Below are 20515 nucleotides of genomic sequence, written 5' to 3' on the forward strand. Positions count from 1 at the left end.
CGATAACCCCGGAGCCGCCGCCGGTCCCCGACCCTCACCGATCGGCGACGGCCCCGGCGCACCACGGAGGACGGCACCCTGTGCGGGGGTGCCGTCCTTCTGCTTTTCGCTGCTTGAGTGGCTGGAAGTCGATCACCTGATGTGGTGGTGGTCAGAGCCTAAAGGATTCAGCACGTGATCGAGGCGCTACGTTCTGTAGCAATCGGAGTCGATGGGACTCCAAGGCGTTCAGGGGTGCATAGATGAAGAGGGCTCTACTCGGAGTTGCGGCGGCAGGGTTGCTGGTAGTCGGGGCAGGGACTGCGGTGGCCGACTCCTGGCACAAGATCGGCTCAATGGGGACCACGGGTGCGGACTTCCTTGAGGGGCGGTATCGATTCAACTCGCCGGAGCGTGACCACGGCTCCTTCCAGTGGGAGGGCAAGCTGCGCGACACGAAGAGCCAGGATGGGCACAACGTTTACGTGTTGGTCCGTGTCGAGTCGCATGGGTGGTCGCGATACAACGGGAAGCAAGGGAAGACAGTCTCCCTGCGCCACTCGAACTGGGACGGCGCTCAGCTCTACACCGACGATGCGGAGATGAGGGTCTGCCGTGATCGCGGCAGTCTGAGGCCCGACAACTGTTCCCGAACCAAGCCGTTTTCGAACTCGCGTTAGAAGGCTTCTGAACAGCAGAGCCCAGATGCCCGCATCTGGGCTCGTTCTCGTCATAGGGGAACCATCATCAACACGTCAGAAGCCTTGTCTGCCACGGGTGTCGACCTCTCTTACGGTGAGACGCTCGCAGTCAGGAGCGCCAGCATCAGTCTGCGCCGTGGTGAAGTTGCGGCGATCACTGGGCAGAGCGGCTCGGGCAAGTCCTCATTGCTGTACTGCCTTGCTGGGGTACTTCCGGTGGCACGCGGTGAGGTCCGTTTCGAGGGACGCGCACTCGGTGACCTCGACGACGAGGAACTCAGTGCACTGCGCCGTGAGCGCTTCGGATTCGTCTTCCAGTACGGCGAACTACTTCCGGAGTTGACCGTGGAGGAGAACGCTGCCCTGCCTCTACGTCTGGCCGGACAGCGTAAGAGGGAGGCGCTGGCTACTGCTGGGGAGGTCCTGGGTCGCTTGGGCCTCGCAGAGTTGCGGCAACGCCGCCCTTCACAGGTTTCCGGGGGTCAGAGTCAACGCATCGCGGTCGCACGAGCTTTGGTACACCGTCCGGCCGTAGTTTTCGCCGACGAGCCGACGGGATCGCTCGACAGCGCTAACGCCACCGCTGTATTGGAAGAGTTCCTGTCCCTTGCGCGCTCTCAGGGAACTGCGGTATTGCTCGTCACGCATGATGCACAAGTGGCATCCAGAGCTGACAGTCAATATGTGATGCGCGATGGCGTTCTTTCGGTACTTCCGGGGGAGATGACGTGAGAGAACTCCTATTGGGCCTGCGGCTGTTGTTGGGCAGCGGGCGTGGCAACCGCGTGCGGTTCGTCCTCATGGCTGCAGGGAGCGCCGTTGGTGTGGCCTGCCTGGCCATAGTGCTTGCGATTCCCGGGATCCTTGCCGCGCAGGATGGACGTAAGGCTGCACGTTCGGCGGATTGCTGCGCCGGCGATCGCCCATCCGGGGTCACTGCCGACGAGGCACCTCTTGAACTCAGGCTGACGGACCCGTACGGATCCCGTCCGATGATCCGCGTCTTCCATGCACCCGGCGCTTTCGCCATCGATCCTCCGCCTGGACTGAGTGAATTTCCCGATCCCGGCGAGGTGTTCGTATCGCCGAAGCTGCACAAGGAACTGAGAAAGGAGCCGGGTCTCGCTCAGCTCGTGCCAGGCCGCGAGAGAGGGATCATCGGCGCTCAAGGGTTGGCCCACCCCGACGAGCTCTACGCCTATATCGGCGTCCCCCGGAGCCAGTTGCAAAGTGGCAACCCCGTGACGTTCTATGGGTGGTCCTATACGAACGATGAAACGGTGGAGCCTTCCACGCTGGACATCGTGCGGTTCACGCTTTCTGGCGTGGTTCTGCTTCCGTTGATCGTCTATCTGTCCGTGTGTGCGCGGTTGTCAGCCGCAGCGCGGGCGCGTCGACTTGCCGCACTGCGACTTGTCGGGTTGAGCAAGAAGGGTGTTCAGCGCGTCAATGCGGCTGAGACGGTAGCTGCGGCATTGATCGGAGCGGTACTAGGCCTGGGCGTCTACGCGGTGGTTAACCAACTTGTTTCCCGCATCGGGCTTCCCGGATTCCGGTGGTTTCCATCCGATGGTTCCCTGTCCCTGTCGACCGCTCTCGTCTGCCTACTCGGTTGTCCGGCACTCGCCTGCCTCGCAGGCGTGGTCGGAGCGAGGAAAGCCGCTGCTAACCCATTGGCTGTCAGACGTAGTGCGGCAGAAAGGCCACCTGCCAGGTGGGGTTTGCTGCCACTTCTGCCAGGGCTGGGCATCGTCATCGGCTACTGCGTGGCGGGAGCTACTGGGCACGCGCCGCGAGACACTTCACTCTCTTCGATCCTCATGCCTCTCGCCGTCGTCCTGGTAGGTGCCGGACTCGTACTGGCGCTACCGATCGTCTGTCGGAGTCTGGCCCGGAGGGTGGCAGGCACTAGTCGTTCTCTACCTCTCGGCCTGGCGATGAGACGCAATGAGGTGGAACCGGGCGGGGCTCTCCGGGTTGCAACTGGGCTGGTCCTTCTGGTCTACGCGGCATCGTTGGTGCAGGGGGTGCTTATCGAATTGGATCAGGTTTCCAAGAACACCTCGCCCGTCCAGACCTACGGCCTTCCTCTCGACGGGGTTTCACAAGGGAGCCAGCGGGCTTTCGAAGAGGTGCCGGGAGTGCAGGGACACCTGATCCAGGCGCGGTCGTGGAGAAATCTCACCCTAGAAGAATGGCAACCCTCCATCGGAATTCTGATTGCCACGTGCGCTCAACTGCACAAGGTGGCCCCCTTGACGAGGGGATGTGTGGACGGCCGTCCCGCGCGATTGCTGCTCCCGGAGCAGCCATACGACGATGAAAGTAGGCCCGGAGCGATCTACCCATTTCATCTCGATGGCCAAGGTGATGGACGTCAGGTTGTGAAGATTCGGGTACCGAAGGAGGCGATTCGATACCGTGACCGCGCGGCAATTCCCATTGCCAGTAGCGGCGATGTGCTCATCCCGCCCTCCTTCTTTCCTGCGGGATACCGTCCCGAGGATGCCACGCTTGTTCTGCTTAGCAGTTCAGAACCCACCACCGTCCGGTCCGTACTTGATGACATTGGCGGAGTCGATCCCACCGCCCACGTCGATACTCCCGGCGTCGTAGTCACCGCTCTCCAACAGATCACCGTCGTCAAGACGATTCTCGGTATGGGCATGGTTCTAGGCCTCGTCATCGGTGTAGCCGCTTACCTGGTGGCTGCCACCGACCGCGCCGTCGAACGTCGGCCTCAGGTGACCGCACTGTCTCTGCTTGGCGCCAGGCCCCGTACGTTGCGGGCTGTGCAGGTGGCGCAAGTCGTGTTGCCGTTGGCAGTGGGCCTGGTGTTGGCGGTCGTTGCCGGGAAGGCGGCCGAGTCCAGCTATCTGGTCACCGGCGGTGGCGAGGTTTTCTGGGACGGGGCAGGGCTGCCGCTGCTGTTGGCTTGCGCGCTCGGTGTTATGGCGGTCGCCGCCGTCGGGTCCCTGCCGCTGATCGGCCGGCGTATCGACCCCGAGTTGATTCGGCGTGACTGATGGTCGGTGAGGGGATGTGAGTGGGGGCGGCACTCTGGGTGAGGGTGGCGCCCCTTGTTGTTGTGCGGGGGTCAGGGTGTCGGGAGGGTGGAGAGCCAGGTGGTCAGGAGGTGGTTGGTTTCCTTGGGCTGTTCCTGCTGGAGCCAGTGGCCGCAGTCTTCGAGGATGTGGGACGAGGAGAGGCCGGGCAGGGTCGTGGGGAATGCTTCGATCGCGGCGGCCAGCCAGGTCGTGGAGGCGTCGAGGGCGCCGCCGATGAACAGGGACGGCTGGGTGATCGGGGCGCCGTTGAAGGGCGCCAGGTCCGCCCAGTCGCGGTCCATGGTGCGGTAGCGGTTCAGGGCGCCGGTCAGGCCGGTCCGCTCGAACTCCGCCGCGTAGACGTCGAGATTCGCCTCGGTGAGCCAGGAGGGGAGTCCGTCGGCGGGGAAGCGGTCACGGAGCTTTCCGTCCCGGGTGACGAAGTGGGGGTCGGGGGAGCCCGCCGCCGGCATCGTGTCCGCGGACAGGGCGGCGTAGAAGCCCGCGAGCCAACCGCGTACGTCGGGCTCGATCTCCGCCTCGGCGCGGCCGGGCTCCTGGAAGTAGGAGACGTAGAACTCCTCCGCCTCACCCGCAGTATCCGCCGCACCCGTCGCGCCCATCTGTGCGAAGACTTCGCTCGGCATCGGGCCGCCCGGTGGGGTGTAGGGGACGCTCAGCAGACCCACCGCGTGGAAGACGTCCGGGCGCAGGAGGGCGGAGTGGGCCGCGATCGTCGCGCCCCAGTCGTGGCCGACGATCGTCGCCGACTCCTCGCCCAGGGCGTGGACGACCGCGGCGTTGTCCTCCACCAGTTCCCGCATGCGGTAGGCGTCCGTGGCACGGGGTTTGGAGGAGCGGCCGTAGCCGCGGACGTCGATGGCGGCCGCGCGGTACCCGGCCTCGGCCAGCGCCGGCAACTGGTGACGCCAGGAGTACCAGGATTCGGGGAATCCGTGCACGAGCAGGACCAGCGGGCCCTCGCCCTGTTCCACCACGTGGACACGGCCCGCGGGCGCGGGGACCAGCCGGTGTTTCGCGTCGTTTGCGGTCTGCTGGGACATCGACCCTCCATGACTCGAGATCGTTCCGAGGACGAGGACGAGCATGCGGTCCGGGCGGGTACGTCGCGAGTTGTGTTGCCGGTTCGGCAAACTACCGGCGGGGTGCCGCGTTCCTCATTCGCAGCCGACGCCGTCACCGTCGCGGTCCAGGTGGCGGCCGTAGCCCGGGTCGCCCACCCGGACCGGAGCGGCGCCGGCCGCGCGGGCGGCCGTGCAGTTGTCGTAGTAGACGCTTGAGGAGTCGGCTGGGCCGTCGGCGTCGTCGGCTGTGCCGGCTTCCGGAGCGTCCTCGTTCGTCGCCGCCTTCGCTTTCGCGGTGACCGTCTTCGTCACCTTCACGGTCTCCGTCGCCGTGGCGGTCACCGTGCCCGCCGGTTCGGGGACGGCGGTCTCCGTCGTCGTGGCCGTCACGGTCACTGTGGGCTGCGGCTCGGCGGACGTCGGCTTCGCCTCGGTCGTCGTGTCGCCGTCGGCTCCGCCGATGCCCATGCCGAGGAACAGGGCCAGGGCGAGGGCGGGCAGGACGTATCTCTTCCTGGCCCAGCGGGGAGCGGGGTTCTGGGTGGGTGCGGTGGTGTACGGGTTGCTCATGTGCGTCCCCCGGGCTGTGGTGTGGTGTGAGGGGACGACGGTATGGCCGTTTTACGTGCGGTGTGGGAGACGTGGCTGTTCTGTGACTTTTCTGTGCGCATCGACCGGGGCGGCACCCGCGCTCGTCGAGTACCGCCCCTCCCCGGCCCCTCCCCGCCCCCTCCTCGGCGGGCCGGACGGCTCGTCAGATCGACACCGCTACCGCCGTGAACGTCGTCTCCGGGAGCTGCGGGCTGGTGAAGCGCGCGTTGACCAGGTAGAGGCGGTCACCGTAGCGGGCGGCCGTGGTGGGGACGTCGAAGCGGGGGTCGGTGATCGTGCGAGTGAGCGTGGCGGTGGTCGCCGTGCGGTCCAGGGACCAGACGCTGATCAGGTTCAGGCGGTTCTGGACCACGTACAGCGTGCGGCCGATGCGGTAGAGACCGTCGCCGTTCGCCACGTCCGACGCGCCGACCAGCGTGATCCTCGTGGCGTGACCGGTCCTGAGGTTCACGTGGTACAGCTCGCCGGGTGTGCTCTTGACGACGATCAGACCCCGGCCGTCCGGTGTGCCGACGATCCCGTTGGCGTTGTTCACGTCGGGGAGCTGGACCCAGTCGCCGGTGAGCGGAAGGGCGCGGATCCCGCCGTCGCTCCGGCCGCGCGGGACGCCGTACAGCACGGCGTCCCGTGAGTCGGTGAACCAGGCCCGGTCGCCCAGCAGGGTCACGTCGTTGATGAAGTGGCCTGTCATCGGGGTGAGTTGGTGGGTCGTCACCAGTGCGCCGGTGCGGGAGTCGATCACGCGAGCCACTCCCGTGCTGCCCGCCACGTACAGCAGGCCGTCGTGGTCGAGCTTCAGGCCGACCGACACCTGGCCGGTGCCGCCCGCGTAGAGGACCGTGCTCTCGCCGGTGCGCAGGTCGGTGCGGAGGACACCGCCGTCGGCGCGGGAGCCCTGGTAGGCGTACGGCTTGCTGCCGATGGCGATGCCCTCCGGGAGCCAGCCGTCGGGAAGGGAGTACTCGGTCGGCCAATCAGCCTCGCCGGTACGGGACTTGGCGGCACCGGACGGGGATGGGGTCGCGGTCGCGGCGGGGGCCGCCGTGGCCGTCACGGCGAGGGCGGCCAGGGCCGCGCCGCCAAGGATGGTGCGGCGGGACGGGGTGGGGGCGGGCGGGGGAGCGGGGGTCATGGTTACGTGCCTCCGTGAGTGGGGTGCGGGCGGCGAACGGCGTAACACTGGCAACTGTGGCCACACCGGGCGTGGCTCTGCTTCCGCTGTGGACTTCGTTGGCGAGTAACGAGCCGCCGCCCGACCGTGTTCCTCCGTTCCGCTGTCGAGTTCCTGTCGATCCGGGCCCGCAGGCCGAAGTGCCTGACCGGGCGTCCCTAGGTCCGGAACGGCCCCTTCACCTCGTAGGTGATGCCGCCCGACGAACTGCCGCTCGTCCCGCGCTGGCTGGAGAAGTACAGACGGGTGCCGTCCGGGGAGAAGGCGGGGCCCGTGATCTCGGAGGCCGACTGGCCGTCGACGCGCAGGAAGGGCGCGACCACGTCGTCGGGGGTGATGAGGCAGATCTCCAGGTTGCCGCCGTCCTCCGCCACGAACAGGTCACCGGAGGCGGAGCCCGTGACGTTGTCCACTCCGGTGAGGGGCGCCGTGCCGGAGGTCACCAGCGAGTCGTCGTAGGCGAGTTCGATCGTCTGGGCGGCCGCGTTGTACTGCCAGACCCGGTTGTCGCCCTTCGTCGTGAACCAGCAGGTGTCGTCGGCGTAGTAGCAGCCCTCGCCGCCGTTGAAGCGCTTGGCGCCGGAGACCTGGTTGCGGGTGGCGGTGGCGCCGGTCGGGTCGGGCACCGCGGACCAGGTCACGGGGCCGCTCGTGGCCGTGCCGGCCACCAGGACCTCCAGGGTCCCCGAGGACAGGTCGCCCCAGCTCGTCGGCCGGAACCGGTAGAAGCAGCCGTCGGTCACGTCCTCGGTCAGGTAGAGCACCTTGCGGACCGGGTCGGCGGCGGCCGCCTCGTGCTTGAACCGGCCCATCGCGTCCCGGCGGACCGCGGCCTTCGTGCCCCAGGGGTCGGTCTCGTAGACGTACCCGCGATCGACCTCCTCGCAGGACAGCCAGGTGTTCCACGGGGTCTTGCCGCCCGCGCAGTTCTGGCGGGTGGCGGAGAGGATGCGGTACGCGGCCGTGATCGTCCCGGTCGCCGAGAACTTCACCGCGCTCGCGCCGCCCGACGGGTTGATCTCCGAGTTGGAGACGTAGATCCAGCCCGTGCCGTCCGCGTAACAGGCGCCGCCGTCGGGGGCGTTGTGCCAGGAGTACGAGGTCCCGGACACCGTCTGGCCGGAGCGGGCGATCACCCGGCTGGTGAAACCGCCCGGGAGCCGGATGCCGTTGGCGTCGGCCGCGCCGAGCGCCCCGTACGGGCCCGTGCCGGGCTGGGCCGGGGCGGCGTAGGCGGCGCCTCGCCAGAGGGTTCCGCCGAGTACGGCGGAGGAGCCACCGATCGCGGCCGCACGCAGGAAGGTACGACGTTCCACGCTCACTCCCAGGGGTGGTGTGGTGAACCGGCCCGTACGCCGGTCCCGGCGACGGGGTCGTTCAGGGCCGTGCGCTGCCGAACGCTAGAACCGCAGGGTAGCTATGTCGTGGACATGTCGTAACGGGGAGATGCGAGATGGGTGACCGGCAGCGCCGTGGGCGGCCCGTTGCCCGTGCCCGTGCCCGCGCCCATGGTCGTGCCCGCGCCCATGGTCGTGCCCCTGCCCCGGCTCGGGCTCATGCCCGCTCCGGCGACTACGCCTGCTCCCGCGCGAACCCGGAGGTGTACTCGTCCGCGTACCCCTCCGAGTACCCCTGCGGATGATCCCCCGCGTATCCCCCCGCATGTCCCTCCGCGTATCCCGGGGCGTACTCCTCCGCGTACCGCTGTGCGAAGTCCTCCGGCATCGGGGTGGTGTCCAGGTAGAACCACTCTGCGGTGGGGCCGGGAGCGGATCCGGAGGCGGCGGAGACGGTGGCGGGCGTGGGGGCCGTCCGGCGGCGGGGCAGCGGCTCGGAGGGCTGGCGATCGGAGAGCTGGGGGCCGCCGGCCACCGGCGTCGCTTCCTCCTCCGCGGGCGGCCGTCGCGCCGGGCCCGGCATCAGCAGTTCCACCCGCAGGCCCTTGCCGCGTTGCTGGGCGGTGAACTCCTCCACCTGGCTGCGGCAGGCGTGGTCGAGGTGGGTCACGCCGGTGAGGTCGAGCCGGATGCGGGGTTTGCCGGCCTCGGCGGCGGACTCCAGGGCCTCGATGACCTGGGGCAGTCGCAGGAAGGTCGCGTTGCCGGCCATCACCACCTTCGCGGTGTCGTCCTCGGTGTGCTGCCGGATGACCGTCTGGGACATGCGCACCGCGGCCAGCACGATGCCCGCCGCGAGACCGATCAGGACGCCCTCCAGAAGCGCCGTCGCCACGATGACCAGGGTGGTGAGCGTCATGACGGCGAACTCGCCCCGGTCCTGCCGCCACATCTTCGGGAACTCGTCGGGAGCGAAGAGCTTCCAGCCGCTGTGCACGAGTACGCCCGCCAGGACCGAGATCGGGATCAGGGCCAGCACCTGGGGGAGCAGCAGCGCGAACGCCAGCAGCCACAGACCGTGCAGGGTGCGGGAGAGCCGGGTCTTGGCGCCCGCCTGGACGTTCGCCGAACTACGGGCCACCACCGCCGTGATGGGCAGGGCGCCGAGGAGTCCCGCGAGCGTGTTGCCGGCGCCCTGCGCGATCAGCTCGGGGTTGTAGCGGGTGCGCGGACCGTCGTGCATACGGTCCACCGCGGCCGCCGTGAACAGCGACTCCGCCGAGGCGATCACGGTGAAGGTCAGGATCGCGGTGATGATCCCGGCGTCCGCCAGACCCGCGAACTGCTCTGCCCCCGGCACGTCGACGGCGGCCAGCAGATTGCCCACCTGGAGCGTCTTGACGTCGACGCCGGGCAGCGCGGCCACCGTGACGCCGATGCCCACCGCGACCAGGGCCGCCGGCACCTTCTTGACCGGGCCCGGCGCCTTCTTCCACAGGAAGCTCAGGACGACCGTGACGATGCCGAGCCCGGCGGCGATCATCGCCTGCGGATCGGCGACCGTGTCCGCGAGCAGGCCGGGGACGCCGGCCATGTTCTCCAGCGGGGTACCGGGGGCCTTCGCGTCCGCCACCGGGTACGCCTGGCTGAACATCAGCGGCAGGCCGATGCCCGCGAGCATGCCCTGGACGACGGCGAGCGAGATCGCCTGGAAGAACCGGCCCAGTTTCACCAGGCCGAGGACGATCTGAAGGAGGCCCGAGAAGAGCACGATCACGCCGAGCATCGCCACGCCGTACTCCAGCACGGTCTCCGCGACCAGCGCGGCGAGACCGGCGGCCGGGCCGCTCACCTGAAGCGTGCTGCCGCGTGCCGCGCCCACCACCAGGCCGCCGATGACGCCCGAGATGATGCCCAGCTCGGGGGAGACACCCGAGGCGACGGCCACGCCGATGCACAGCGGGAGCGCGACCAGGAAGACGACGAGGGAGGCGGTGATCTCGGTGGCCAGGTCCCCCTTCGGCGCAGCCGCTTTCAGGGCGGCCATCGCCGTGCCCATCGCCGTGCCCATGGGGGCGGCCTTCGCCGTGCCCATCGAGGCGGCCTTCGCCGTGTTCTTCGAGGCGACTCTCGCGGTGGTGTCCCACCCGATCGTCGGTGCCGGTGCCGGTGCCGGTGCCGGTGCCGGCGTGGGCGTGGGCGTCGGCGTGGGCGGGCGCGTGGGCGTCGGAGGGGACATGGGCCGCGGCGGTGGCGCCGGCCGGGGCGGCGGACCGGTCAGCCCGGCCGCCTCCCCGAACGTGCGGCCCCTTCCGTCGCTGTCCCCGGAGCTCCAGTCCGCGCCCGCTCCCCGGTCCGTGCCGGTGTCCCGGTCGGCGCCCGGGTCCCACTCCGCGCCCGGGGCGGTACCCGTGCCCGCGCCCCGGCCCCGGGCGTGCCTGGCGTGTGCGCCGCTCATGCCGCGTGCACCCGGAACAGGCCGTCCTCGTCCAGCTCGTGCACCTGCCCGGTGTGCACCTCGTAGTACCAGCCGTGCAGGCGCAGTTGCCCGGCGTCGAGACGCCGATGCGTCGCCGGGTGACTGCGCAGCACCGCGAGCTGGTTGACGACGTTCAGCTGGGCGACGTCCGGCATCGACGGGTCCTCGACGTCGCCGTCCAGGACCGGCGCCAGCCTGGGGCGGGCCAGTTGGAGCCAGGCGTCCACCCCGGGAAGGGCGGACAGGTCGTCGCCGGACTTGAGGGCGCCCATCGCACCGCAGTGGGAGTGGCCGCACACCACGATGTCCTGAACGCCGAGCACCTCCAGTGCGTACTCGATGGTGGCCACCTCGCCGGAGGCGCCCGGCCGGCCGTGCGGCGGAACGATATTTCCCGCGTTTCGCAGCTCGAATATCTCACCGGGCCGCGCGCCCGTGATCAGTGCGGGTATCACCCGTGAGTCCGAGCAGGTGATGAACAATGCCTCGGGATATTGGCCCTCGGCCAGTCGCCGGTATTCGCCGCTTTCGAAGTCGACCCGCCGTTTGAATGAGCGGGCGCGGTCCAGCAGTGCCTTCACGGATCCTCCCAGGTCAGAGCTGGTCGGAATGGGGGTCTGACCAGTTCCTCATCACCGTAGAGGAGTCAATGCCAGGCGAAGGTTAGAGGAACACTAAACCGCCGACAAGAATGGGACAGATTTCGTCCGGAGTTGAGCCGCTGCTCACATTGTCCGGGAGATCTGAGGCGTTTTCCTGACCGTTCTTGTAGCGTGACGGATCCACGGAACACGTGAATTCGGTGCACAGGAGAGACGGGAACGCATGGGTGTACGAGTCCTGCTCATCGAGGACGACCGGACGATCGCCGAACCGCTCGTCGAGGGCCTCGCGAACTTCGGGCTGGCGGTGCGTCACGTCGGTACCGGCGGCGAGGGGTTGAGGGGGCCGTACGGCGATGTCGTCCTGCTCGACCTGGGGTTGCCCGACATCGACGGCATCGACGTCTGCCGGGGCATCCGGCAGAACTCCGACGTCCCCATCATCATCCTCAGTGCCCGGGGGGAGGAGGCCGACCGGGTGCTGGGTCTGGAGCTGGGCGCCGACGACTACCTGGCGAAGCCGTTCAGCATGCGTGAGCTCGTGGCGCGGGTGCGCGCGGTGACCCGGCGGACGCACCGAGGCCTGGCCGAGCGGGAGTTCACGGGACACGAGCCGGTCGGCGGGGAGTCCTTCGCGCCGGCGTCCGCAGCCCCTCTCGCCTCCCCGACGTCCGAAACGACCAGCGCGTGCGGCACGGGCGGGGCATTCGGGACGACCGGAGCCTACGAGGCGTTCGAGGCGTTCGAGGGCGCCGCGACGGGCACTGACGCAGCCGCCGCCACAGCCGCCGGCACGGCAGCCGCCCGGGCCTCCGTCGCAGCCGCCGCCGGTCCCCTGGTCGTCGACCGGCGGACCCGGCAGGTGTGGGTGGGGGAGGAGGCGGTGGCCCTGACGCCCAAGGAGTTCGAGCTGCTCGCGCTGCTCACCGAGGATCCGGGGGCCGTGTACTCACGCCAGCAGATCCTCGACCGGGTGTGGGACCCGCACTACCAGGGGCCGACCAAGACGCTGGACGTCCATGTAGCCACCCTGCGCAGGAAGTTGGGCAACCCGGCCTGGATCCAGACACTGCGCGGAGTGGGTTTCCGGCTGGCGGTGCACACCTCGTCCCCGAGCGCGCGACAGCCGTACGAACCACCGGCTCCCGCCCCACCGACTGCCGCCCCACCGCCCTTCGCCCGGCCGGCTCACCCCCAGCTCGCCCATCCCCAGGGCGCCCACGAGCCGTCGGCCCACGAACCACACGCGTACGAACCACACGCGTACGAACCGCACGCGTACGAGCCGCACGCCTACGACCAGCACTCGGCGGCCTACCGATGACCCGTCGGCTGCTGCTCAGCTATCTCACGCTCGCCGCCCTGGTCCTGCTCTGCCTGGAAATCCCGCTGGGCTTCGTGTACTCGCGCGGTGAGCGGGAGCGGGTGATCAACGCGGCGACGGACGAGGCGGAGTCGGTCTCCGCGTTCGCCTCGCTGTCCATCTCGGCGGGCCGGGCGGCGCAGGACCTGCCCGAGCGGGCCGCGCACTGCGCCGAACGCATCGGCGGCAAGGTGCTGATCGTCGACGGGAGCGGCACCCTGCTGGCCTCCTCGCATCCGCTCACCGAGCGGGAGGAGGGCGGCCTCGCCTCCTGGCCGGGCATCGCCGCCGCCCTGCGTGGTACCGCGACGGCCGACGTGCGCACCTCCACCATCGGCGGAGTGCAGTACCTCGCGGTGGCCACCCCGGTACGCCACGGCGTCGAGGAGCAGGGCGCCGTCCGGATCACCGTGCCGACCCGGATGGTGTCCGAACGGGTGCACCACGTGTGGCTGTTGCTGGCCCTGGGTGGACTGGCGGCGCTCACCGCGGTGGCCGCGCTGGGGTTCGTCATCGCCCGCTGGACCGGCCGCCCGATCCGTGAACTGGAGCACGCCACCCATGAGTTGGCGATGGGCGGCACCGCCGTCCCGGTGGCGATCACCAACGGGCCGCCGGAGGTCCGCAGTCTCGCCGCGACCTTCAACCGGACCGCCGCCCGCCTGGAACACCTGCTGGCCTCCCAGCGGGCCTTCGCCGGTGAGGCCTCGCACCAGCTGAAGACGCCCCTCGCGGCGCTGCGGCTGCGGCTGGAGAACCTGGAGAACGACATCGCCCAGAACGCGCGGGGCTCGCTCACCGCCGCGCTGACCGAGACCGACCGGCTGGCCCGGATGGTCGAGGGGCTGCTCGCGATGGCCCGGCTCGACGAGAGCGCCGTCGAACGGGAGCGGGTCGACCTGGGCACGGTGTGCGCGGAGCGGCACCGCGCCTGGGCGCCGCTGTTCGAGCAGCACGGCGTGTGGCTGGCGCTGGCGGGGGACTACGCGGGCGAGGCGCTGGCGCTGCCCGGGGCCGTGGAGCAGATCATCGACAACCTGCTCTCCAACGCCCTGCGGGTGGCGCCCCCGGGCTCCACGGTCTCCGTCGACCCGCGCCTCCACACGCCCCACGAGCGTCGCTTCGCGCACCGCCACCCGCATCGGCATCCGCACCGCCCGGCCGGTCCGGGCTGGGTCGAGCTGCACGTCATGGACGAGGGCCCCGGTATGACCGAGGAGCAGCGCCGGCGAGCCTTCGACCGCTTCTGGCGCGCCCCGGACGCCCCCAAGGGCGGCACCGGTCTGGGCCTCGCCCTGGTGCAGCGCCTCGCCCACGCGAGCGGTGGCGAGGTGGTCCTGCGGCCCGCGCCGCGCGGCGGCCTCGACGCGGTGGTCCGGCTCCCGGTGCCGGCCCGGCCCGGCGGCGCCGGGAACACCGGCGGCGGCGCGGGCGCGGTCGGCGGTGCGAGCACCGGCATCCCCGCCCAGCGTCCGGCCAGACGCCTCCAGTCCACGACACCGGTCCGGCGGTAGGCGGCGGGACGGGCGGCCGTCAGGCCGTGCGCACCTCGTAGGTGACGATGCGCACCGCGTCGTCGTCCAGGCACTCCCCGCTCAGCAGGTCGAAACGCTGCTTGAGCAGCGGGGATGCGACGAACGTGCGGCCCTCGTGGGTACCGGTCAGACCGCGGGAGAGGACCGCCGCGCCGCCGAACGGATCGCGGTTGTCGACGGCGTACAGCTCACCCGCCCGGTCCCGGAACAGGGCGACCTGGCGGCCGTCGGGCAGCAGGGCGGCCACACCGCGGCCGGGGATCAGCTGGCTGAGGTCACAGACCGTGAACCACTGGTCCTCCAGCCGCAGTTGGACCTTGAGGTCGGTCGTCTCGAGTGCCAGGGTCATCGCTGGGCGCTCCCTTCCAGGGGACGGTGGCCGATGGACAGCAACGGCAGGTCGGGCTTGATCTGGTCGCGCTCCGGCACGAAGCCGACGACCGGGTCGGGGGTGTCGGGCGCGTTGACGAAGGACACGAACCGGGCGAGCTTCTCCGGGTCGTTGATGGTGGTCGCCCACTCGTCGGCGTAGTGCGCGACGTGGTCGGTCATCAGGGACTCCAGCTCCTCGCAGATGCCGAGCGAGTCCTCCACCACCACGTCCCGTACGTGGTCCAGCCCGCCGGGGATCCGGTCCAGCCAGGTCGAGGTGCGCTCCAGGCGGTCGGCGGTGCGGATGTAGAACATCAGGAACCGGTCGATGAGGCGCACCAGTTCGGTGTCGGTGAGGTCCTGGGCGAGCAGGTCGGCGTGGCGCGGGGTGGCGCCGCCGTTGCCGCCGACGTAGAGGTTCCAGCCGTTGGAGGTGGCGATGATGCCGAAGTCCTTCGACTGGGCCTCGGCGCACTCGCGGGCGCAGCCCGACACCGCCGACTTGAGCTTGTGCGGGGAGCGCAGCCCCCGGTAGCGCAGCTCCAGGTCGATCGCCATGCGGACGGAGTCCTGGACGCCGTAGCGGCACCAGGTCTGGCCGACGCAGGACTTCACCGTGCGCAGCGACTTGCCGTAGGCGTGACCGGACTCGAAGCCGGCGTCCACCAGCCGGGTCCAGATCAGCGGGAGCTGCTCCACCCGGGCGCCGAACATGTCGATCCGCTGACCGCCGGTGATCTTCGTGTAGAGGCCGAAGTCGCGGGCGATCTCACCGATCACGATCAGGCCCTCGGGGGTGATCTCACCGCCGGGGATGCGCGGGACGACCGAGTAGGAGCCGTTCTTCTGGAGGTTGGCGAGGAAGTGGTCGTTGCTGTCCTGCAGGGCCGCCTGCTCGCCGTCCAGGACATAGCCGCTCGCGCCGATCGTCGGGGCGAGGGAGGCGATGATCGAGCCGACGGTCGGCTTGCAGACCTCGCAACCGTCGCCGCCCCGGGCGCCGTCCCGGCCGTAGCGGTCGAGGAGGTCCTGGTAGGTGTTGATGCGCAGGGCGAGGACGATCTCGTACAGCTCCTCGCGGGTCTGGCCGAAGCAGCCGCACAGGCCCTTGTCGACCTCGACGCCGCTCGCCTCCAGCTCGGCGGTGACCAACTGGCCGAGCACCTTGACGCAGCTGCCGCAGCCGGTACCGGCCTTGGTGCACTTCTTCACCTCGGGCACGGTGGTGCAGGAGTGCTCCGTCACCGCGCCGCGGATCGTGCCCTTCGACACGTTGTGGCAGGAGCAGACGATCGCCTCGTCCGGCAGCGCGGACGGGCCGAGCTGGACGGCCTCCCCGGCACCGGCCGGCAGGACCAGCGACTCGGGGGCGACGGGCGGTACCGACCCGGTGAAGGCGCGCAGGGTGCCGTAGGCCTCCGCGTCGCCGACCAGGATGCCGCCGAGCAGCGTGCCGTCGCGGCCGATGACCAGCTTCTTGTACAGGCCCGAGCGGGAGTCGGAGTAGACGACGTCGAGGCAGTCCTCGGCGGTGCCGTGCGCGTCACCGAAGGACGCCACGTCCACCCCGAGCAGCTTCAGCTTGGTGGAGAGGTCGGCACCGGTGAAGGTCAGCTGCTCGGACTCGTCGGCGGCGATGGTCGCGGCGACCGTGATGGCCTGCTCGTAGCCGGGGGCCACCAGGCCGTACACCCGGCCGTCGGCGGCCAGCGCGCACTCGCCGATCGCGAACACGTGCGGGTCGTTGAGCGTGCGGCACTGCTCGTCGACGGCGATGCCGCCACGCTCGCCGACCGTGAGGCCGGACTCGCGGGCCAGCTGGTCGCGGGGGCGGACACCGGCGCTGAACACCACCAGGTCGGTGGCGAGTTCGGAGCCGTCGGAGAGCTTCATACCGGTGACGGCGCCGGACTCGTCGACGACGATCTCCTGGGTGCCGACGCCCGTGTGGACGGACAGGCCCATGTCCTCGATGGTGCGCAGCAGCGCGGCGCCACCGCCCTCGTCGACCTGGACCGGCATCAGGCGGGGCGCGAACTCCACGATGTGGGAGGTGAGCCCGAGGCCCTTCAGCGCGCCGGCCGCTTCGAGTCCGAGCAGGCCGCCGCCGACGACCGCACCCGTCGTCCGTGTCCTGGCGTACTCCTCTATCGCGAGGAGGTCCTCGATGGTGCGGTAGACGAAGCAGCCCTTGGCGTCCTTGTTCGGGACGGGCGGCACGAAGGGGTAGGAGCCGGTGGCCAGGACGAGGATGTCGTAGTCGACCGTCAGTCCCGAGCGGGCGGTCACCTTGCGGGCCTCGCGGTCGACGGTCTCCGCGGGGTCGCCGACGTACAGCTCGATGCCGTGGTCGGCGATGAACCGCATGTCGGTCATCGACAGGTCCTCGGGCGTCTTGCCCGAGAAGTACGAGGTGAGCTGCACGCGGTCGTACGCGGGACGCGGCTCCTCGCAGAGCACGACCACGCGGTGCGTGGCGGTCAGGCCGCGCTCGGCGAGCGCTTCGAGGAAGCGCTGGCCGACCATGCCATGGCCGACGAGCACGATCGTGGGGGTGCCCCCGGGGGTGGCGGTCATCAGGAGCCTCCGTCGTTGGTGAGCAGGTGGAGCAGGGGTCCGCCGTCGGAGGGGAGCGGCTCTGCTCCCTCCCAGGCGCGCGCCAGCGCGCCGACGGTGCCGAGTTCGCCGACGAGGACCCCGCCGACCAGGCGGTCGTCGCGGACGACGACCTTGCGGTAGGTGCCCCGGGTGGCGTCGGCGAGCTGCACGACGTCGTCGCCGGGGCGCGGCTCCGTCTCGCCGAACGCGGCGAGGTCGAAGGCGCTGTGCCCGGCGAGGGTGAGCCGGGTGAGGGCGCGGGTGCCGGCGTACCGGGAGCCCGTGTCTCCGGCGAGCGACTCGGCGAGGACGTCCGCCTGTTCCAGCGCGGGTGCGGCCAGTCCGTACACGTTTCCGTCGTGCTGTGCGCAGTCGCCGATCGCCCGGATGTACGGGTCGGACGTGCGGAGTTCGTCGTCGACCAGGATTCCCTTGTGGACGGCGAGCCCCGCCGCCTTGGCGAGTCCGGCGCGCGGGGAGACCCCGCAGGCCAGCACCACCAGGTCGGCGTCGAGGGCGTACCCGTCGGCCATCTCCACCGAGCGGACGGCACCGCCGACGCAGCGCACGTCGCGGACCCGGCACTCGGTGTGGACCTCGACGCCGAGGTCCCTCAGGTGCCGGAGCACCAGCTTGGACGCGTTCGGGTCGAGCTGGCGTTCCATGAGCCGCTCGGCCTGCTGGGCGAGGACGACCTGGGCGCCGCGTACCGCGAGCGCACGGGCCGCGGAGACCCCGAGGAGCCCGCCGCCGATGACGACCGCCCGTACGCCCGGCCGTACCGCCTTCGACAGGCCGAGGCAGTCGTCCATGGTGCGGAAGGCGTGGACGCCCTCCGGCAGGACGTGGTCGGGGGTGAACAGACCGCGCAGGGGCGGCAGCACCGGGTTGGAGCCGGTGGCCAGGACCAGGGTGTCGTATGCGATCTCCGAGCCGTCCGCGCAGGCCACGGTGCGCCGGTCGCGGTCGATGCCGGTGACCCGGCCCCGGACCAGTCCGGCGGGCGCGGGCAGCGCGATCACCTCGGGGGCGTACCGGCCGGCCAGCACCTCGGCGAGCAGGACCCGGTTGTAGGGCCGGTGCTCCTCCTCGCCGATCAGCAGCGCGGGCGTGCCCAGCTCGCCGAGCCGGCGGGCGAGTCGTACGCCCGCGAGGCCGGCGCCGATCACCACCACACGCGAATTCGAGGTCATGTCCAGGAGCGTGCGTTGTCGACGTTACCCGACCGCATCACCGTTGTTTCCCGCGAGGAACGCTGCCCTCAGCGGGGCAGGGGCGGTGGTGTGAGGGCTGCGCCCCGCACACCCCACCCGGGCCCGGGCCCGGGCCCGGACACTCCCGGTCACGCGCGAGGCAGCCGCCCGGTCACGCGTGCGAGGACGTGAGGTGCGCGAAGACGACGACGTTCCCCTGGTAGCCGGTCGACTTCGTATAGCCCCCACCGCAGGTGATCACCCGCAGCTCCGGCCTGCCGGCCGCCCCGTACACCTTCTCGTCGGGGAAGTCGTGTGCCTGGTAGACCTCGACGGCGTCCACGGTGAACACCGCGACGCTTCCGTCGCGCCGGTCCACCTCGATGGCACTGCCCTTGCGCAGGGCGCCCAGGTCGTAGAAGACGGCGGGACCGTCGGCGTTGTCGACATGGCCGGCGACGATCGCGGTGCCCGTCTCGCCGGGAGTGGTCCCGGCCTCGTACCAGCCGGCCAGGTTCTCCTTCTCGGCGGGCGGGACGTCGAGGCTGCCCGACGGGGTGAGCGCGAGGCCCGTCAGCGGGGCGTCCACCTGGATCGCGGGAATGCGGACGCGGTCGGGCGGGGAGGGCGGCAGCGCCGGGGCGGACCGGGCCCGTACGTCCGGGCCGGCCGAGTGGGCCTGGGCCGCGGACGGCTGCGGCGGACCGTGCGTCTCGGCGCCGCTGTGCAGCAGCCACGCGCCGCCGCCGAGAGCGATGACGGTGACGGCCGCTATGGCGGTGTTGCCGACCCTGCGCATCCCAGGACCCTTCTGCGTGACTCTTCGCGCGGACGCTTTCCGTGAATTTCGCGGTCAGGGGAACCCCGTTCCCCCTCCGGGCCGCGAGGGGCGTCGGACCCGGAGGGGGAGGGGACATGCGGTACCGGCGGACGGACAGCGGAGGGTGTCCGTCAGATCCCGTCGCCTCTCGCCCGGCGATGCAGGAGCCAGGTACCGCCCGCGGCGGCGACGGCGAGAGCCGCCACACCGGCCGCGGTCTGTACGGGGTCGGGGCCCAGTGCGCCGCCGACCCCCGTCTTCACACTTCCTCGCGGATGCACCGGCTGCCGGTCGGAGGCCAGCACGACCACCAGGTCCCCGGTGACGCGCCGCCCGCCCGCGGCGCACTCCGCGACGATCTCGTACGTTCCCGGCTGCGCGCTCGGCGGCACCCGGAACTGTCCGATCGCCTCGCCGTCGTGCGCGCTGGGCGCCAGCGGGAAGCGGCCGGCACCCACCGCCCCGGCGTCGCCCGTCGCCGCTCCGCCGTCCCCGCACGCCGCCGTGTTCACCGAGACCCGCCCGCCCGGCACCGCGGTGGAGGGATACACCTCCAGACTCCCGGCACGGGTACCGGAACCGGCACGGGCACTGACGCCGGCATCGGCGCCGGCGCCGGCGCCGTGAGCGGGTGCGGCGAACCCGGCCGTGGCGATGACGGTGAGCGCGGTACCGGTCAGCACTTGCGCGGCACGACGTGCGGTACGACGGGCGGTGCGTCGCATCGGTGTGCTCCTTCGAGCTCTTCGAGTCTCCCTGCCCCTCCGAGGTAAGTCGCAGCGCGGCGAGCGCGCTTCCTGAGGGAGCGTCAGGAATGGGATGAATGGGTGTCAGATGTGCGCGCGGTCGGGTGGCCCGGGGCGAGGTTTCACCAGGTCACCGGCGTGCGGAGGGCCTGGCACGGAAAAGCGCGCACAGGGCGGGTGAACGGGTGACCGCCGCTGGTGGGTGGCCGCGCCGGTACGGACCGACGGCTGCCGCATGGCGGGGTGAGGTCACCGCCATGGGGTCGGATGAGGTCACCGTCGTGAGGTCGGGTGAGGTCACCGCCGGGTGAGCCAGTCCCCGCTCTCGATCAGCTTGCCCCGGGCCCGCAGACGGTCGGCGACGGCGGGTGCGGCGACGTACACCCAGGCGCGTACGACAGGCCCCCCACCCCGAAGGACCGCTCCCTCCGCATCTCCCTCCTCCTCCCCATCTCTCTCCCCATCTCCACCCATTGCGGCTGCGGCTGCTGCCGCCGTCGCTGTCACTGCCACCTCGCGCTCGACCCGCTCGTACAGGTTGCGCGGGTCGCCCGGCATGTACTCCTCCAGCCGGTCGAGCTCGGTGAGCAGTCGCGCGTATGCCCGGGGGAGGGGCGTGACGAGTTCGCCGGCCACCGTCCCGCCCGGCTCCTCCACCGCGTAGGGATAGCCGGGTCCCTGGTAGAGCACCGCCCCGGCCAGCCGGGCCGGTTCCTCGCGGAGGGTGCGACCGCGCAGGAGGAGGCCGTGGTTGACCTCGCCGGGGCGGAGGGTGCCGTAGACGAAGAAGGGGAGTTCCGGGGCGCTCACGGAAACGATTCTCTCCCCTCACCGCCCCCTCACCGGTCCATTGCGCATGCGCTATGGACATGACA

At 70.6% G+C, this 20515-nt stretch carries 17 protein-coding genes and 1 pseudogene; 5 read left to right on the top strand and 13 right to left on the bottom strand.

What is annotated here, in order from left to right; translation table 11 throughout:
• Positions 1–242: 242 nt before the first annotated feature.
• The 3 genes from ACFVYS_RS15650 to ACFVYS_RS15660 all read left to right on the top strand — a co-directional run bounded on the left by ACFVYS_RS15650 (position 243) and on the right by ACFVYS_RS15660 (position 3706).
• Positions 243–659 (top strand): hypothetical protein, encoded by a 417-nt coding sequence (locus ACFVYS_RS15650; RefSeq protein ID WP_389502353.1) that lies wholly within the window; start codon positions 243–245, stop codon positions 657–659.
• Positions 660–743: 84 nt separating this feature from the next.
• Complete coding sequence (locus ACFVYS_RS15655) at positions 744–1412, top strand: ABC transporter ATP-binding protein (protein WP_389502355.1); 669 nt, start codon at positions 744–746, stop codon at positions 1410–1412.
• Positions 1409–3706, top strand: a complete 2298-nt coding sequence (locus ACFVYS_RS15660; RefSeq protein WP_389502357.1) for an FtsX-like permease family protein — start codon at positions 1409–1411, stop codon at positions 3704–3706. The genes ACFVYS_RS15655 and ACFVYS_RS15660 overlap by 4 nt, the downstream gene beginning before the upstream one ends.
• A 71-nt stretch (positions 3707–3777) precedes the next feature.
• Here the strand turns inward: ACFVYS_RS15660 and ACFVYS_RS15665 are convergent, their stop codons facing one another.
• The 7 genes from ACFVYS_RS15665 to ACFVYS_RS15695 all read right to left on the bottom strand — a co-directional run bounded on the left by ACFVYS_RS15665 (position 3778) and on the right by ACFVYS_RS15695 (position 10992).
• Positions 3778–4791: an alpha/beta fold hydrolase gene (locus ACFVYS_RS15665; protein ID WP_389502359.1), complete on the bottom strand. Its 1014-nt coding sequence runs from the start codon at positions 4789–4791 to the stop codon at positions 3778–3780.
• A gap of 114 nt (positions 4792–4905) precedes the next feature.
• Positions 4906–5382: an excalibur calcium-binding domain-containing protein gene (locus ACFVYS_RS15670; protein WP_389502361.1), complete on the bottom strand. Its 477-nt coding sequence runs from the start codon at positions 5380–5382 to the stop codon at positions 4906–4908.
• Positions 5383–5566: 184 nt separating this feature from the next.
• Complete coding sequence (locus tag ACFVYS_RS15675; RefSeq protein ID WP_389502363.1) at positions 5567–6556, bottom strand: SMP-30/gluconolactonase/LRE family protein; 990 nt, start codon at positions 6554–6556, stop codon at positions 5567–5569.
• 197 nt (positions 6557–6753) lie between these two features.
• On the bottom strand, positions 6754–7911 hold the full coding sequence (locus tag ACFVYS_RS15680) for an alkaline phosphatase PhoX (protein ID WP_389502365.1): 1158 nt from the start codon (positions 7909–7911) through the stop codon (positions 6754–6756).
• A 101-nt stretch (positions 7912–8012) separates the two neighbouring features.
• Positions 8013–8153: a hypothetical protein gene (locus ACFVYS_RS15685; RefSeq protein WP_389502367.1), complete on the bottom strand. Its 141-nt coding sequence runs from the start codon at positions 8151–8153 to the stop codon at positions 8013–8015.
• 14 nt (positions 8154–8167) lie between these two features.
• The gene (locus ACFVYS_RS15690; protein ID WP_389502434.1) at positions 8168–10003 is read right to left on the bottom strand and encodes a SulP family inorganic anion transporter; all 1836 of its coding nucleotides are present in this window, start codon (positions 10001–10003) and stop codon (positions 8168–8170) included.
• 383 nt (positions 10004–10386) lie between these two features.
• On the bottom strand, positions 10387–10992 hold the full coding sequence (locus ACFVYS_RS15695; protein ID WP_389502369.1) for a carbonic anhydrase: 606 nt from the start codon (positions 10990–10992) through the stop codon (positions 10387–10389).
• A gap of 244 nt (positions 10993–11236) precedes the next feature.
• Between ACFVYS_RS15695 and ACFVYS_RS15700 the strand changes: the two are divergent.
• A pseudogene (locus tag ACFVYS_RS15700) lies at positions 11237–12136 on the top strand (response regulator transcription factor); the annotation flags it as partial.
• A 197-nt stretch (positions 12137–12333) separates the two neighbouring features.
• On the top strand, positions 12334–13890 hold the full coding sequence (locus ACFVYS_RS15705; protein ID WP_389502371.1) for a sensor histidine kinase: 1557 nt from the start codon (positions 12334–12336) through the stop codon (positions 13888–13890).
• 19 nt (positions 13891–13909) lie between these two features.
• Here ACFVYS_RS15705 and nirD read toward each other — a convergent pair whose 3' ends face one another.
• The 6 genes from nirD to ACFVYS_RS15735 all read right to left on the bottom strand — a co-directional run bounded on the left by nirD (position 13910) and on the right by ACFVYS_RS15735 (position 20450).
• Positions 13910–14260 carry a nitrite reductase small subunit NirD gene (nirD, locus tag ACFVYS_RS15710; protein ID WP_389502373.1) on the bottom strand — a complete coding sequence of 117 codons (351 nt, stop codon included), beginning with the start codon at positions 14258–14260 and terminating at the stop codon, positions 13910–13912.
• On the bottom strand, positions 14257–16860 hold the full coding sequence (gene nirB, locus ACFVYS_RS15715) for a nitrite reductase large subunit NirB (protein WP_389502375.1): 2604 nt from the start codon (positions 16858–16860) through the stop codon (positions 14257–14259). Before nirB ends, nirD begins: the two co-directional genes overlap by 4 nt.
• The gene (locus tag ACFVYS_RS15720; protein WP_389502377.1) at positions 16860–18074 is read right to left on the bottom strand and encodes an NAD(P)/FAD-dependent oxidoreductase; all 1215 of its coding nucleotides are present in this window, start codon (positions 18072–18074) and stop codon (positions 16860–16862) included. The genes nirB and ACFVYS_RS15720 overlap by 1 nt, the downstream gene beginning before the upstream one ends.
• Positions 18075–18246: 172 nt before the next feature.
• Positions 18247–18873, bottom strand: coding sequence for a class F sortase (locus tag ACFVYS_RS15725; protein ID WP_389502379.1), 627 nt, complete (start codon positions 18871–18873; stop codon positions 18247–18249).
• A 152-nt stretch (positions 18874–19025) separates the two neighbouring features.
• On the bottom strand, positions 19026–19619 hold the full coding sequence (locus ACFVYS_RS15730) for a hypothetical protein (protein WP_389502381.1): 594 nt from the start codon (positions 19617–19619) through the stop codon (positions 19026–19028).
• A gap of 318 nt (positions 19620–19937) precedes the next feature.
• Positions 19938–20450, bottom strand: coding sequence for a gamma-glutamylcyclotransferase family protein (locus tag ACFVYS_RS15735; RefSeq protein ID WP_389502383.1), 513 nt, complete (start codon positions 20448–20450; stop codon positions 19938–19940).
• Between the last annotated feature and the right edge of the window lie 65 nt (positions 20451–20515).

Source organism: Streptomyces sp. NPDC058295 (assembly GCF_042880655.1).
GTDB lineage: Bacteria > Actinomycetota > Actinomycetes > Streptomycetales > Streptomycetaceae > Streptomyces > Streptomyces coriariae.

What these genes read in the sequence shown, in the direction of transcription:
- ACFVYS_RS15730 (WP_389502381.1), bottom strand. Translation starts at nt 19,619, where the DNA reads ATGCGACGCACCGCCCGTCGTACCGCACGTCGTGCCGCGCAAGTGCTG.
- ACFVYS_RS15670 (WP_389502361.1), bottom strand. Translation starts at nt 5,382, where the DNA reads ATGAGCAACCCGTACACCACCGCACCCACCCAGAACCCCGCTCCCCGC.
- ACFVYS_RS15725 (WP_389502379.1), bottom strand. Translation starts at nt 18,873, where the DNA reads ATGCGCAGGGTCGGCAACACCGCCATAGCGGCCGTCACCGTCATCGCT.
- nirB (WP_389502375.1), bottom strand. Translation starts at nt 16,860, where the DNA reads ATGACCGCCACCCCCGGGGGCACCCCCACGATCGTGCTCGTCGGCCAT.
- ACFVYS_RS15720 (WP_389502377.1), bottom strand. Translation starts at nt 18,074, where the DNA reads ATGACCTCGAATTCGCGTGTGGTGGTGATCGGCGCCGGCCTCGCGGGC.
- ACFVYS_RS15690 (WP_389502434.1), bottom strand. Translation starts at nt 10,003, where the DNA reads ATGGGCACGGCGATGGGCACGGCGATGGCCGCCCTGAAAGCGGCTGCG.
- nirD (WP_389502373.1), bottom strand. Translation starts at nt 14,260, where the DNA reads ATGACCCTGGCACTCGAGACGACCGACCTCAAGGTCCAACTGCGGCTG.
- ACFVYS_RS15665 (WP_389502359.1), bottom strand. Translation starts at nt 4,791, where the DNA reads ATGTCCCAGCAGACCGCAAACGACGCGAAACACCGGCTGGTCCCCGCG.
- ACFVYS_RS15675 (WP_389502363.1), bottom strand. Translation starts at nt 6,556, where the DNA reads ATGACCCCCGCTCCCCCGCCCGCCCCCACCCCGTCCCGCCGCACCATC.
- ACFVYS_RS15685 (WP_389502367.1), bottom strand. Translation starts at nt 8,153, where the DNA reads ATGAGCCCGAGCCGGGGCAGGGGCACGACCATGGGCGCGGGCACGACC.
- ACFVYS_RS15650 (WP_389502353.1), top strand. Translation starts at nt 243, where the DNA reads ATGAAGAGGGCTCTACTCGGAGTTGCGGCGGCAGGGTTGCTGGTAGTC.
- ACFVYS_RS15705 (WP_389502371.1), top strand. Translation starts at nt 12,334, where the DNA reads ATGACCCGTCGGCTGCTGCTCAGCTATCTCACGCTCGCCGCCCTGGTC.